Genomic DNA, 13698 nt, shown 5'->3' with positions numbered 1-13698 from the left:
TAAAATTTAAAAATCATGCAACACATTATCGATCGCTTTATAAGTTACGTTACTATAGACACCGAATCTGATCCAAATTCAGACACTACACCAAGTACAAAAAAACAACTTGACCTTGCTAAACTTTTAGTAAAAGAGTTGAAAGAAATGGGAATGACCGAAGTAACTATCGATAAAAATGGTTACGTAATGGCTACTTTGGAAAGTAATGTAGAACATAAGGTTCCTACAATAGGATTTGTTTCTCATTACGACACAACACCTGATTTTACGGGTGCAAACGTTAAGCCACAAATTGTAAAAAATTATGATGGTGGTGATATTATTCTAAACAAAGAACAAAACATTATACTTTCTCCTAGTTATTTTAAAGATTTACTTTTATACAAAGGACAAACTTTAATTACTACAGACGGAACTACTTTACTTGGTGCCGATGATAAAGCCGGAATTACAGAAATTATGTCGGCAATGGAATATTTAATTCAGAATCCTGAAATTAAACATGGTAAAATTCGTGTAGGTTTTACGCCTGATGAAGAAATTGGTCGTGGCGCTCATAAATTTGATGTAGAAAAGTTCGGATGCGAATGGGCTTACACTATGGACGGAAGTCAAATTGGCGAATTAGAATATGAAAATTTCAACGCAGCTGGAGCTAAAATTACGTTCAAAGGAAAAAGCGTTCACCCAGGATATGCTAAAGGGAAGATGATTAATTCAATGCTTTTGGCTTCTAAATTCATTTCAAAACTTCCTAAAAACGAAATTCCTGAGAAAACAAAAGGTTATGAAGGTTTCTTTCACGTTGTTGGAATTTCTGGGAGTATTGAAGAAACTGTGGTTGAGCTAATTATCAGAGATCATTCGGCTAAAAAATTCGCTAAAAGAAAGGAATTCATACACAAATTAGCGAATAAATTCAATAAAAAGTGGAAAAATCAATTTGGTGATGAAATTGTAATTGCTGAAGTAAAAGACCAATACTATAACATGAAAGAAAAGGTAGAACCTGTTTTTCATATTGTAGAAATTGCAGAAAAAGCGATGAAAGAATTAGGTATTAAACCTTTAATTAAACCTATTCGAGGAGGAACAGATGGTTGTCAGTTATCTTATAAAGGATTACCATGCCCTAATATCTTCGCTGGAGGCCATAATTTCCACGGAAAATACGAATACGTTCCTGTTGAAAGTATGGTAAAAGCTACAGAAGTGATTGTTAAAATTGCCGAAATTACTGCTGCTAAAAAATAATTTTGTGGAAGAAAATAAATGGAATAAAACCAATCAATGGGAAAACGAAATGGAGCAATTACATGCTATCATTCGTAAAATGCCTTTAGTTGAAACAACGAAATGGGGCGGACCAGTTTACACATATAACAATAAAAATGTATTGGGAATTGGTGGTTTTAAATCCTATTTTGGCATTTGGTTTTACAATGGTGTTTTTCTTAAAGATGAAAAGAAATTACTAATTAATGCAAATGAGGAAAACACAAAATCGTTACGACAAATGCGATTTAATTCGGCAAATGAAATTGATGAGAAATTAATTTTAGCTTACATAAAAGAAGCTATTGAAATTGAAGAAAAGGGATTAGCAATTCCAAAAGAAAAAAAGGAAACGATAATTCCTGAAATTTTACAAAAAGAATTGGATAGAAATTTTGAACTTTCAACCAAATTTAATGCATTCTCTCCTTATAAACAAAGAGAATTCATCGAACACATAATTTCTGCCAAGCAAGAAAAAACACAAATAACTCGTTTAGAAAAAGTCATTCTGATGATTTTAGAAGAACGTGGTTTAAATGATAAGTATAGAGCATAAAAAAAGCCGAATTTCAACAGTGAAATTCGGCTTTTATATTTAAAAAAATATTATTTTGCTGCTAATTTAGCACTCATTTCCATTGAAATAGCAGATTTTTCCATTTTAATTTTTCCTGCCATAGTTTCAACAACTACAGTATCTTCGTTCATTTCTGCCACTTTACCGTGAATTCCTGCTTTAGTGATGATTCTATCACCTACTTTTAATCCGGTTTCAAATGCTTTTTCTTTTTTGGCTCTTTGTTGTTGTGGTCTTATCAATAAGAAATAAAACACAGCAATCATTAATACGATTTGTATCGCTAAACTTGGATTCATAATTATTTATTATTTAGCTGCTGGTGCAGCTGGTGTTACATTTGCTTTAATTTTAAAGGTTTCGTGTCCGTTAGCAGTATTAGTTGTTAACGTAACTGTTTTTTCTTGTGAGCCAGGTTTCCCTTTAGAATCAAAAGATACTTTTATTGGAGCTGAATCACCTGGTTTAATTGGTTCTCTAGGAGGTTCAGGAACCGTACAACCACAGCTTCCTTTTGCATCATGAATCAATAAATCGGAATCACCAACATTTTTTACAATAAATTCTGTTTCAACTCTATCACCCTCTTTAATAGTTCCAAAATCGTGAATTTCTTTATCAAATTCTACTTTTGCTAATTTTCCAACCATAGCATTTTGCTCTTGAATAGCTTTCATATCAGCATCTGTAATTTTATCTGCAGCACTTTCTTGTTTACAAGCGGTTGCTAACACAACTAATGAAAGGGCGAATAACCCAACTGATTTTCTTATCATATTTTTAAAATTTTATAATAAACCTCTACCTGCTTTATTTAATTTTCCATCTCGGTCAAACTCTTTTACCAAGTTGTCCAAAATTCCGTTGATAAAAATACTACTTTTTGGCGTAGAATATTCTTTTGCAATTTCTAAATATTCGTTAATTGTTACTTTCGTAGGAATAGATGGAAATTTCAACAACTCACAAATCGCCATTTTTAGAATAATAGTATCTATTTCAGCAATACGCTCTACATCCCAATTTGGCGTTTTATCGATGTATTCTTTAGATAATTCAACTTCGTTTAAAACTGTTTTTCTAAACAAATTCTTTACAAACTCTTTATCGTCAGAATCTTTATACACTTTTGGAATTACCAAAGCGTCATGTTCCGATTTTAATTGTTTAATTTGCTTTACAATTAACGTATTAATTCCTGGCAAATCATCCACCCAAGTTAATTTATGGTCTTCTAAATAATCATACAAACGATCACTTGGAGCAATAACTTCGGTATATAAATCGGCAATAAAGTTTTTATCATCTTCAAAGCTACTGGTTGATTTTTCCATGTAGTTTTGGTACAATTCACTTTCTTTAATCGTATCAATTAAGCCTAAAATAATATCATCATTTAGCTTCCAGTTGTTGATGTGATTATCATCTAAAGCGGTTTCTAATGCTTCAGATTCTGATAATAAAACCAAAACTTTGTTGTTGATAAATTTTAAATTAGGATTGCGCTCTTCTTTAGTAGCTAAATGTTTTTTAGAAGCCAAATCGATATATTCCTCTTCTTTCTTTTTGATTTCGATAAGTGCTGAAAGCAATAAAAGATACAAGTTTTGGGTGTTTTCGATACTTTGAAATAGAAACTTTTCTTCTTTATCCAAATGATCAGATTGGTGTTGGTGCATTGCATAAATACTTTGCATCACTTTTACTCGGATATGTCTTCTGTTTAACATACTAATTAAGAACTTTATAAAATTAAGAGAGCGAAAAAGTTGCCTCTTTCGCTCTGCAAAAATACAATTTTATTTAAAACGAATTACTTCTTTAATTCATTTTTTGCATCATCAATACGTTTTTGCGCCATTGAAAAGGCTGCTTGATGCGTAGTAATGTTGTTATCATCTGCAAATTTGAAAATCTCTAATGCTGTGTTGTAGATGTTTTCTGTTTTTTCCATAACCTGAGCATTTGTCCATTTTACTAATTCAGAATACACGTTGATTACACCACCAGCGTTGATTAAGAAATCAGGTGCATATAAAATACCTTTTTCTTTTAAGATTTTTCCGTGAACTGCTTCGTTTGCTAATTGGTTATTAGCAGCTCCTGCAATGATAGAAGCTTTGATATTGTTGATAGTTGCATCGTTAATAGTAGCTCCTAAAGCACATGGTGCATAAATATCTACATCTGCACTATATAAATCAGCACCTGTAAAAATTTTAGCTCCGTACTTTGCTCCTACTTGGTGTACTCTATCTTCGTTGATATCAGTAATTGTAACGATTGCACCGCTTTCAGTTAAGTGTTGCACTAAAACTTCACCTACGTGACCAATTCCTTGTACTAAAACACTTTTACCTTCTAAATTATCAGAACCGAATTTGTATTTAGCAGCTGCTTTCATTCCCATAAAAACTCCGTAAGCTGTTACAGGAGAAGGATTTCCAGAACCACCTCTTTCAACTGAAATACCCGCAACGTGTTTTGTTACTTCGTTAACAGTATCCATGTCTTTGGTTTCCATTCCTACATCTTCCGCTGTGATATATTTTCCTGATAATGAATCTACAAATTGTCCAAAACGACGCATTAATTCAGGTGTTTTTTGAGTTTTAGCGTCACCAATGATAACCGCTTTTCCTCCACCTAAATTTAATCCCGAAATTGAGTTTTTGAAAGTCATTCCACGAGACAAACGTAAAACGTCGTTTAACGCTTCCCATTCGTTTGTATAATTCCACATTCTAGTTCCTCCTAAAGCTGGTCCTAAAACTGTGTTATGAATTCCAATAATTGCTTTTAATCCTGTATCTTTGTCGTGACAAAATACAACTTGTTCATGACCATCAAAAGATACCTGACCAAAAACTGGATCTACTTTATGAAGCTCATTTGCTTTTAATAATTCTGCTGTCATGTGATTTGAGTTGGGTTGAAAATTATTCAATATTTAATTACAATATTACGAATAATTTTAAAATGATTCAAAGAATTATATTTATTTTAATAATTTAGCAATAAAAAGCTAAAAAACTCGATAATCGTTCATTATCAATTGATTATCATTTTAATGAATTTGATACAGAAATGTTATCGCACTAAAGAATACTATGAAAGAATTACAATATTTAAACAAATACTTTGTCAAATATAAATATCGTTTCCTGCTTGGAATATTTATTACCATTGTAGCGCAAATCTTCTCTTTATTTACACCAGAGTTGATTGGAAACTCCATAAAAGTAATTGAAGACTACGTAAAAAGTCCTGATGGTGACTTACTTAGCTTTCAAAAAACATTGTTTCACAACATTTTACTGATTTTAGGAACTACAATTGTTGCAGGATTCTTCACCTTCTTAATGCGTCAAACTTTAATTGTTATGTCGCGCCATGTAGAATTTGATTTGAAGAACGAAATTTTCAATCATTATCAAACGTTAACACAAAGTTTCTACAAACGCAATCGCACCGGAGATTTAATGAATCGTATTAGCGAAGACGTTGGGAAAGTTAGAATGTACGTTGGTCCAGCCGTAATGTACTCGTTAAATACCTTAATGCGTTTTACAATTGTAGTGATTTATATGTACAATATTTCGCCAAAACTAACTTTATATTCGTTATTACCATTACCGCTTTTATCGTACAGTATTTTCAAAATTAGTTCGATGATTCATAAGAAAAGTGGTGATTTTCAACAAAATTTATCAACGCTTTCTTCCTTTACACAAGAAATTTTTTCGGGAATTCGAGTAATTAAAGCTTATGCCATCGAAGGTAAAAAACAACAAGAATTTACCGATTTAAGTAATGAAAGTAAGGTAAAAGCGATGGATTTAGCCAAAGTAAATTCCCTTTTTGGTCCATTAATGATTTTGCTTATTGGATTGAGTAACTTGGTTGTGGTGTATGTTGGTGGTTCAATGTACATAAATGGTGATTCTGAAATTTCTAGTATTGGGGTTATTGCCCAATTCATTTTATACATCAACATGTTGACTTGGCCTGTGGCATCTTTAGGTTGGGTTTCCTCATTAGTTCAAGAAGCAGAAGCTTCACAAAAACGTATTAATGAATTCCTAAAAGAGGAACCTGAAATTAAAAATACTGTTAGCAGTCATACTCCAATTGAAGGTGCAATTAAATTTGATAAGGTTTCGTTCGAATACGAAGACACTAAAATTAAAGCTTTAGACGAAATTTCGTTTGAAGTTCAGAAAGGAAAAACTCTGGCAATTCTAGGAAAAACAGGTTCTGGAAAATCGACTCTTCTAACCTTAATTAGTAGATTGTATGATACGACTTCGGGAACTGTTTTAATTGACAATAAAGACATCAAAGACTTAAATTTATTCGATTTACGTAATCAAATTAGTGTGGTGCCGCAAGATGCTTTCTTGTTTTCGGATAGTATCAAAAACAACATCAAATTTGGTAATGAAAATGCTACTGATGAAGAAGTGATGGAAGCTGCTAAAAAAGCCGTAGTTCATGATAACATTATGAATTTCAATCAGCAATATGAAACCGTTTTGGGCGAAAGAGGCATTACGTTATCGGGTGGACAAAAGCAACGTGTTTCTATTGCAAGAGCTTTAATTAAGAACGCTCCTGTACTTCTTTTAGATGATTGCTTAAGCGCCGTAGATACCGAAACCGAAGAAACTATTTTAAACAATTTATTAGACTATTGTAAAAATAAAACTACCATAATTGTGAGTCACCGAGTTTCTTCTGCTAAAAATGCGGATTGGATTATCATTTTAGACGAAGGAAAAATCAAAGAGCAAGGCACTCATTCTCAACTATTAGACCTTGATGGCTATTACAAAGAGTTATACTTAAAACAACTTTCGGAAAAAGAAATTGACTAAACTTTTGTTTAATCCGATTTTTTTTTAGATTTTTGAGACGCTATAACACTAATTAATTGACAGTAGGATTATGAGAGAAAATGACATGTTAGAAAAAGAAGATATTTTTTCTAAAGTATTGCGTGCAGGAAGAAGAACGTATTTCTTTGATGTAAGAGCTACAAAAGCAGATGATTACTACATTACCATTACTGAAAGTAAAAAGTTTACAGAAGAAGATGGTTCATTTCACTTTAAAAAACACAAAATTTATTTGTACAAAGAAGATTTCGCTGCTTTCAGAGAAATTTTAGATGAAATGACAGATTTTGTTCTAGACCAAAAAGGTGAAGAAGTAATTTCAGAAAGACATCAAAAAGATTTCAAAAGAGAAATCTATGCTGACGGTAACGAAGAAGTAAAATCAGCTGAAAGCTTTACTAATATTGATTTTGATGATATTTAACAATGTCAAATTTGTTAAAGTTTTACAGAAGAATAAATTAAAAATTAATTACATTTTTTTGTGTTTTTGGATATTAATAATATTTCTAAACTTATCATCTAATCAATCTTTTACTTATAGATTAATTGTTCCCATTTTATTTATTGCGTTAACAATTAATAACATAACGAAGATAAAAAATAAAAAAAAAACCGAAAATCAATGATTTTTGGTTTTTTTTTATCCAATTCGCAACCCATTTTCAACCCGAATATCAGAAGTCAGCAAAACAATATCGTTCTCTTCTCCAACCGAACCCAAAACCAAACATTCGCTCATAAAATCAGCGATTTGTTTTTTTGGAAAATTGACTACTGCAATAATTTGTTTACCAAGTAAATCTTCTTTTGTATAACGTTTGGTTATTTGAGCAGATGATTTTTTGATTCCCAATTCAACACCAAAATCAATCGCTAACTGATACGCAGGTTTCTTTGCTTTTGGAAAATCATTTATTTCAATAATAGTTCCAACGCGCATTTCAACTTTTTCAAAATCATGCCAAGTTATCATATTGTATAAAATAAAAAAGTACAATTTACCGAAGCAAATCATACTTATATTAAACTTTAAATAATTTTATTTTTTTTCTTTTACTTTACAAATATTAATTCCAAATAATACATAAAACGGACAAAATTGTACTGATGCAACGGTAATCATTACTGCTCCTACAATAAGAGCAATCCATTTTAAATTACCTTCCAAAATTCCTGAAAGACCAAGAATTATGGCAATTACACCTAACATTACTCTAACAAAACGATCGGCAGTTCCAATATTTTTCTTCATAATCTAAAGTATTACGTTTATTTTACTACAGGTTTGTTTTCGCTTTTCCAATTGGTAATTCCGCCTTCTAAATCGGTAATGGTTTTAAATCCTAATTCTTTTAATCTAGCTGAAGCTTTAGCACTTCTTCCACCCGATTTACAATAGACCATTACTGGTTTTTCTTTATCTAAACTTGCCACTTTTGCATCAAAATCATCTGCTGTAACATCAATATTTATTGCGTTTTCTAAATGACCTTCACTAAATTCTACAGGCGTGCGAACATCAACCAATTGAACATCTGGTTGTGCCATGTTTTTTTCATATTTGGCTACATCCAACACTTGGACACCATCTGCTTGATTCTTCAAACAAGAAGTTAATCCGAAAAATAGGATAACCAAACTCAATACTTTTAATTTCATTATTTTTATGTTTTTTGTTTGTTTTCGTTTATAAATATACAAAAAAATCAATTCAAATGATTACTAATTATCGTTGTCAAATCTCTAGCGCTCAACACACCCGATTGTCGCCATAACATCTTTCCTGTTTTAAATAACATTAAAGTAGGAACACCTCGCACCATAAAATGACTAGCCAAATCTTGATGTTGGTCAACATTCACTTTTATAATTTTTACTGCATCTTTTAAATTCAATTTTACTTCTTGCAATATGGGCGACATCATTTTACATGGTCCGCACCAATCGGCATAGAAATCCACTAATACCAAATCGTTACCGTTAATAATATCATTAAATTTTGGATTCATAATCGTTTATTTTTTCACTTTCAAAGATACGATTTGGAAAATCTTTTTTCTGTAATATTTGTTACACAAACTTAATATGACAATTATCATTTTTTATTTTTCAGAAGCGCTTTAAGTTTGTACTGTGCTAAAAATCTATTGCTATGTCAGTCTCAATTGTACAAAAATATAACGTTCCCGGACCTCGCTATACTAGTTATCCAACTGTTCCTTATTGGGAAGAGGAAAAATTCCATTTAGAAGATTGGAAACGAACACTTTTACAATCTTTCAAAGAATCAAATGCTTCGGAAGGTATTAGTTTATACATTCACTTACCATTTTGCGAAAGTTTGTGTACTTTTTGTGGTTGCAACAAGCGAATTACAAAACGTCATGAGGTTGAAGATCCTTACATTACAGCCGTAATTAAAGAATGGAAATTGTATTGCGATTTATTTCCAAGAAAACCCATCATTAAAGAAATTCATTTAGGTGGCGGAACTCCAACGTTCTTTTCGCCTGAAAATTTAGAACGCTTGATGAACGGCATTTTTCAATATGCAACAAAAGCAGAAGAACACGAATTTAGTTTTGAAGGGCATCCAAACAACACAACTCGACACCATTTACAAACCTTATATAATTTAGGATTTAGACGTGTGAGTTTTGGAGTGCAAGACTATTCACCAAAAGTACAAGAAGCTATTCACCGTATTCAACCTTTTCATAGCGTCGCTAAAGTGACGTTTTGGGCAAAAGAAATTGGCTATACTTCTGTTGGACATGATTTAATTTTCGGATTACCTTTTCAAACATTAGCCGATGTGAAAGATACAATAGACAAAACCAAATCATTACAACCTGATAGATTAGCATTTTACAGCTATGCTCACGTGCCATGGATTAAAGGTAATGGTCAACGCGGTTTTAAAGACGATGATTTGCCAAAAGATGATGAAAAACGCATGTTGTATGAAGAAGGCAAAAAACAACTAGCAGAAAACGGTTACCACGAAATTGGAATGGATCATTTTGCATTAGAAAATGACAGCATGTTTACTTCATTTAAAGACGGAAAATTACATCGTAATTTCATGGGCTACACGGCTTCAAAAACGCAATTAATGATTGGATTAGGCGTTTCTTCAATTAGCGATAGTTGGTACAGTTTTGCTCAAAATGAAAAAACAATCGAAGATTATTACACGCATTTAGCCGATAATCAATTACCTCTTTTCAGAGGTCACGTTTTAACGCCAGAAGATTTAATTATCAGAAGACATATTTTGAATTTGATGTGTCAATTTACCACTTCGTGGAAAGATGAAGCCTTAGATTTTCCTGAACTACCATCAGTTTTAGCAAGTTTAGAAGAAATGCAAGAAGATGGTTTTCTAACCATTCAAGATGACACGATTACTGTAACCGAAAAAGGGAAACCTTTCGTTCGTAATATTTGCATGGCATTCGATTTAAGATTAATCAGAAAAGCTCCAGAAACTAAGCTGTTTTCAATGACGATTTAACTAATCATATCTAATATACCCTGGTTTAGACAATTGGAAATCATAAAGCGTTAAATTCGTATTTTCAAAAGAGTTAAATTTATTAATTCCATCACCTTCAAAAGGTATTGTTGGATAATACGAAAACGAAATTTGAAAACTATTAAATACTAAAAAGTCATTATTAATTTGCGCTCCAATACTAAATTTTGAATATACTTTACTATTGAATAGTGCTTTTTCATTAGCCAAAGAACCAAATGTCATGTTAAAATATGGACTAAATCGGAAACCATACCAACTTCCGGGAATGTACGATTGTGTTTGAAAGGACATTGACCATTTTTGTGTTCCGATTAATCGATTATTAAACCCTGGCAAGCCATCTTCATCAAGTAAAGTCAATCGATCTTTAAACGATTCATCTCTATTATTTCCCCAAACATAGGTAGGTTTTACAAACTGTCTAAAACGCCAATTGCCTAAATTGATTAACGGACTAAAATAATTGAAGCCCAACTTGAAAGTAGTTTGCTCTGTAAAACCTGCATCGTAAAAACTTCCCCATTCTGCAAAACCGCTGGCATAACCAAACGAACACTTTTTTCCGTAGGAAACACTCAAACCTGTATACATTCGAGAATTACTATTTTTTTCTTGATGACCAATGATTAACGCAATATTTTCTCCGTACGGAATATCCTCCGTAATTTTATAATTGAAAACAAACGTATCTTGATAGAATTTTTGTCTAGAAACCCCAATCATTCCAATCCAATTCTTTTCATTTGAAAAATAATTCGAAGGATCTAAAGTGGCTTCTGGCATTCTTCCAAAAACTTTTTGATTATAGGTTAAAGCCAAAATCATATTCGTAAAATAGCGTTCTGGATTTGATTTTGAATTGATTTTAAACGCTCTACCATACCAATATTCCTGAAAATCATAAGATACTTTTTGTAATGAAATCGTATCCAAAACTGGAAATTGCTCCGTTCTCATTCGATTTTCAAAATAAAAACCTCCAGCATTTTTAGCGATTACAGAGTAAAATGGTCGATTGATATTTACACTTCGCTTACTATCATTATTGAATTCATTCGCATAATCCAAATCAAAACGAAAATAAGTATTCTTAATATTATTGATAGAATACTGAGCATAAACCGCTCTTTCTTTAGTATCAAAACGGTTTTTAATATTACCGCTTATCAAATGACCAAAACCTAAAATATTACGTTCGGTTAACTTGGCACTACTTTCAGAGGAGGATAAACTTCCTGTTGGAATTAAAGTCCAGGAATCTAAAACTCTAATTTTAATATCGATAGAATCTTTATTTTTTGGAATATCAACAGGAACAATCGTAACCTCACGAATATAACGCTGACTTCTTATCAAACGTTCGGATTCTAACAATAACTTAGTATCTAATTTATCGTTCTTTTTAAAAAGCATAATATTCCGAATCGTTACTTCCTTGGTTTTAATATGAACCGAATTACCATACTTCTCCAATTTACGCTTTGGAACTTTCTTTTCATTTGTAACCGAAAATCCAAAAGGATCTAACGTTTCAATTGTAATGTTTCGAATAATTTTCCCTTCTTGATATTTTTTTACCACTTTCACCTCTTTTTTAGGATTAGAAGGAATCAAATTCTCTACTTTAAGAGCCGATTCTCTAAAAATTAATTTGTAAACAAATCGGGAAAACTTACCTCTTTTGGATAAATCATTAATATCCTTATAAATTGAAATACTATCGGCTTTTTTATCTACGGTTTGCGCCTTCCCTTTCCAGGAAATCATGCAAATACATAAAAAAAGAAAAAGTTTCAATTTCATAGCTGGAGTAAAAACTAAACTTAGGCGAAATTATTGTTTAAAAATCGAAAGTACTAATAAAAGAAGTAAATACAATAACTTTATTCTCGCCACAAGGCACAAATAACATTCCAAAAAGTTTATGTACCTTTGCAAACAATTTTATTTACATTATGAAATCGCCACTAACACAAGTTTGCTCAAGCAAACACATATTTGAAAAAGGCGATAACATATGTTACCTATAAAAATACAATTCAAACATATGAAAACGTTCCAAGAATTCGATTTACCAAAATCACTACAAAAAGCATTAGACGAATTAGGTTTTGTTCACGCTACACCTATTCAAGAAAAATCGCATTCTGTAATTCTTTCAGGAAGAGACATGATGGGAATTGCACAAACAGGAACTGGAAAAACCTTTGCTTATTTATTACCCATTTTAAAACAATGGAAATTTCAAAATAACGAATCGCCAAGAGTTGTTATTTTAGTTCCAACGCGTGAATTAGTTGTGCAAGTAGCAGAAGAAGTTGAAAAACTAACCAAATACATGAGTGTGCGAACACTTGGAATTTATGGTGGTGTTAACATCAATACACAACGAAAAGCATTAGCCGAAGGTGTAGATATTTTGATCGGAACTCCTGGTCGTGTAATGGATTTAGGTTTAGATGGTGTTTTACGTTTCGATGAATTACAAAAATTGGTAATTGACGAATTTGACGAAATTCTAAACTTAGGGTTCCGTGCCCAATTGACTTCAATTTTATCGATGATGCGTGGCAAAAAACAAAACATCTTATTCTCGGCAACTATGACCGAAGAAGTAGATGCGATGTTAGATGAATATTTTGAATTTCCAGAAGAAGTATCTTTGGCTCAAAGCGGAACTCCGTTAGAACAAATCGAACAAATTGTATACCAAGTTCCAAATTTCTTGACCAAATTGAACCTATTGAAACATTTGGTTCGAGAAACAGAAGGAATGGACCGTGTGTTGATTTTCGTAAACAACAAACGTATAGTTGAATTGGTTTCCGAAACTTTAGAAAGTGAATTTCCTGAGCAATTTGGTGTGATTCACTCAAACAAATCACAAAATTATCGTTTGAATACGATGGCAGCTTTTCAGGCGGGCGAATTAAGAGGTTTGGTTACTACGGATATCATGGCGCGTGGTTTGGATATTTCGGATATTACACACGTTATCAACTTACAATTCACCGAAGAACCAGAAAAATACATGCATCGTATCGGTAGAACGGGTCGTGCTGATAAAACAGGTGTTGCTATAAGTTTGATTTCTCCAAGTGAAGTAGAACCAAAAATTGAGGTAGAATTATTAATGAATACCGAAATCAAAGAACTTCCTATTCCAGAAGATTTAAAAATAGAAGAACGCTATTTAGACTTCGAAAAGGAAAAGAAGAAAATGAAGTTCTTACTAAAAACCCCTAAAAAAGAAGGTGGCGAAGCATTTCACAAGAAAAAAGAAAAAAACACTAAAGTCAACTTAGGAGGTCCAGGAAAACGTACTCCAAGAAAAACAGAATCCAGAAACCGAGCGGTTGAAAGAAAACGTGCGGAGAAGAAAAAGAAAAGATAATTGT

The 13698-nt window shown here is 32.1% G+C and carries 15 protein-coding genes; 6 read left to right on the top strand and 9 right to left on the bottom strand.

The features are described 5' to 3' along the window. Positions 1 to 15: 15 nt before the first annotated feature. Both pepT and B0I03_RS01770 read left to right on the top strand, forming a co-directional pair. Entirely contained in the window at positions 16 to 1257 is a 1242-nt protein-coding gene (pepT, locus tag B0I03_RS01775; protein ID WP_111565758.1) for a peptidase T, read from the top strand. A 4-nt stretch (positions 1258 to 1261) separates the two neighbouring features. Then, a complete protein-coding gene (locus B0I03_RS01770) occupies positions 1262 to 1837 on the top strand; it encodes a YdeI/OmpD-associated family protein (RefSeq protein WP_245902908.1) in 576 nt (191 codons plus the stop codon). Between the two features lie 50 nt (positions 1838 to 1887). Here the strand turns inward: B0I03_RS01770 and yajC are convergent, their stop codons facing one another. From yajC to B0I03_RS01750, 4 genes are all read right to left on the bottom strand, one after another. Next, positions 1888 to 2157, bottom strand: a complete 270-nt coding sequence (gene yajC, locus B0I03_RS01765) for a preprotein translocase subunit YajC (RefSeq protein WP_111565757.1) — start codon at positions 2155 to 2157, stop codon at positions 1888 to 1890. 9 nt (positions 2158 to 2166) lie between these two features. Then, entirely contained in the window at positions 2167 to 2634 is a 468-nt protein-coding gene (locus B0I03_RS01760) for a DUF1573 domain-containing protein (protein WP_111565756.1), read from the bottom strand. A gap of 12 nt (positions 2635 to 2646) precedes the next feature. Continuing rightward, on the bottom strand, positions 2647 to 3588 hold the full coding sequence (gene nusB, locus B0I03_RS01755; protein ID WP_181452317.1) for a transcription antitermination factor NusB: 942 nt from the start codon (positions 3586 to 3588) through the stop codon (positions 2647 to 2649). An 83-nt stretch (positions 3589 to 3671) separates the two neighbouring features. Next, positions 3672 to 4775, bottom strand: a complete 1104-nt coding sequence (locus B0I03_RS01750) for a Glu/Leu/Phe/Val dehydrogenase dimerization domain-containing protein (protein WP_026726434.1) — start codon at positions 4773 to 4775, stop codon at positions 3672 to 3674. 193 nt (positions 4776 to 4968) lie between these two features. Here B0I03_RS01750 and B0I03_RS01745 point away from each other — a divergent pair, with 193 nt between their 5' ends. Next, positions 4969 to 6735 carry an ABC transporter ATP-binding protein gene (locus B0I03_RS01745; protein WP_111565755.1) on the top strand — a complete coding sequence of 589 codons (1767 nt, stop codon included), beginning with the start codon at positions 4969 to 4971 and terminating at the stop codon, positions 6733 to 6735. Between the two features lie 70 nt (positions 6736 to 6805). After that, positions 6806 to 7180, top strand: coding sequence for a PUR family DNA/RNA-binding protein (locus B0I03_RS01740; RefSeq protein ID WP_111565754.1), 375 nt, complete (start codon positions 6806 to 6808; stop codon positions 7178 to 7180). Between the two features lie 219 nt (positions 7181 to 7399). Here the strand turns inward: B0I03_RS01740 and B0I03_RS01730 are convergent, their stop codons facing one another. From B0I03_RS01730 to trxA, 4 genes are all read right to left on the bottom strand, one after another. Next, positions 7400 to 7732, bottom strand: coding sequence for a tRNA-binding protein (locus tag B0I03_RS01730; RefSeq protein WP_111565752.1), 333 nt, complete (start codon positions 7730 to 7732; stop codon positions 7400 to 7402). Between the two features lie 66 nt (positions 7733 to 7798). Next, the gene (locus tag B0I03_RS01725; protein ID WP_111565751.1) at positions 7799 to 8011 is read right to left on the bottom strand and encodes a YgaP family membrane protein; all 213 of its coding nucleotides are present in this window, start codon (positions 8009 to 8011) and stop codon (positions 7799 to 7801) included. Positions 8012 to 8028: 17 nt separating this feature from the next. Next, positions 8029 to 8418 (bottom strand): rhodanese-like domain-containing protein, encoded by a 390-nt coding sequence (locus B0I03_RS01720; RefSeq protein WP_111565956.1) that lies wholly within the window; start codon positions 8416 to 8418, stop codon positions 8029 to 8031. 47 nt (positions 8419 to 8465) lie between these two features. Beyond that, the gene (gene trxA / locus B0I03_RS01715) at positions 8466 to 8768 is read right to left on the bottom strand and encodes a thioredoxin (RefSeq protein WP_111565750.1); all 303 of its coding nucleotides are present in this window, start codon (positions 8766 to 8768) and stop codon (positions 8466 to 8468) included. Positions 8769 to 8911: 143 nt separating this feature from the next. Here trxA and hemN point away from each other — a divergent pair, with 143 nt between their 5' ends. After that, positions 8912 to 10276 carry an oxygen-independent coproporphyrinogen III oxidase gene (gene hemN / locus B0I03_RS01710; protein WP_111565749.1) on the top strand — a complete coding sequence of 455 codons (1365 nt, stop codon included), beginning with the start codon at positions 8912 to 8914 and terminating at the stop codon, positions 10274 to 10276. On the opposite strand, the gene B0I03_RS01705 is transcribed toward hemN, so the two are convergent. Continuing rightward, a complete protein-coding gene (locus B0I03_RS01705; RefSeq protein WP_111565748.1) occupies positions 10277 to 12067 on the bottom strand; it encodes a hypothetical protein in 1791 nt (596 codons plus the stop codon). 280 nt (positions 12068 to 12347) lie between these two features. On the opposite strand from B0I03_RS01705, the gene B0I03_RS01700 reads away from it, so the two are divergent. After that, positions 12348 to 13694, top strand: coding sequence for a DEAD/DEAH box helicase (locus tag B0I03_RS01700; RefSeq protein ID WP_111565955.1), 1347 nt, complete (start codon positions 12348 to 12350; stop codon positions 13692 to 13694). The last annotated feature ends 4 nt before the right edge of the window (positions 13695 to 13698 follow it).

This window comes from Flavobacterium aquaticum, assembly GCF_003259835.1.
In the GTDB taxonomy this organism is placed as follows: Bacteria; Bacteroidota; Bacteroidia; order Flavobacteriales; family Flavobacteriaceae; genus Flavobacterium; species Flavobacterium aquaticum.
Note: the sequence above shows the minus strand (reverse complement) of the source record. Positions and strands in the feature narration are given on the sequence as shown.

Coding starts and splice junctions, on each gene's coding strand:
- B0I03_RS01740 (WP_111565754.1), top strand. CDS start 6,806: ATGAGAGAAAATGACATGTTAGAAAAAGAAGATATTTTTTCTAAAGTA.
- hemN (WP_111565749.1), top strand. CDS start 8,912: ATGTCAGTCTCAATTGTACAAAAATATAACGTTCCCGGACCTCGCTAT.
- B0I03_RS01745 (WP_111565755.1), top strand. CDS start 4,969: ATGAAAGAATTACAATATTTAAACAAATACTTTGTCAAATATAAATAT.
- B0I03_RS01725 (WP_111565751.1), bottom strand. CDS start 8,011: ATGAAGAAAAATATTGGAACTGCCGATCGTTTTGTTAGAGTAATGTTA.
- B0I03_RS01700 (WP_111565955.1), top strand. CDS start 12,348: ATGAAAACGTTCCAAGAATTCGATTTACCAAAATCACTACAAAAAGCA.
- pepT (WP_111565758.1), top strand. CDS start 16: ATGCAACACATTATCGATCGCTTTATAAGTTACGTTACTATAGACACC.
- B0I03_RS01705 (WP_111565748.1), bottom strand. CDS start 12,067: ATGATTTCCTGGAAAGGGAAGGCGCAAACCGTAGATAAAAAAGCCGAT.
- B0I03_RS01720 (WP_111565956.1), bottom strand. CDS start 8,418: ATGAAATTAAAAGTATTGAGTTTGGTTATCCTATTTTTCGGATTAACT.
- trxA (WP_111565750.1), bottom strand. CDS start 8,768: ATGAATCCAAAATTTAATGATATTATTAACGGTAACGATTTGGTATTA.
- yajC (WP_111565757.1), bottom strand. CDS start 2,157: ATGAATCCAAGTTTAGCGATACAAATCGTATTAATGATTGCTGTGTTT.
- nusB (WP_181452317.1), bottom strand. CDS start 3,588: ATGTTAAACAGAAGACATATCCGAGTAAAAGTGATGCAAAGTATTTAT.
- B0I03_RS01750 (WP_026726434.1), bottom strand. CDS start 4,775: ATGACAGCAGAATTATTAAAAGCAAATGAGCTTCATAAAGTAGATCCA.
- B0I03_RS01730 (WP_111565752.1), bottom strand. CDS start 7,732: ATGATAACTTGGCATGATTTTGAAAAAGTTGAAATGCGCGTTGGAACT.
- B0I03_RS01760 (WP_111565756.1), bottom strand. CDS start 2,634: ATGATAAGAAAATCAGTTGGGTTATTCGCCCTTTCATTAGTTGTGTTA.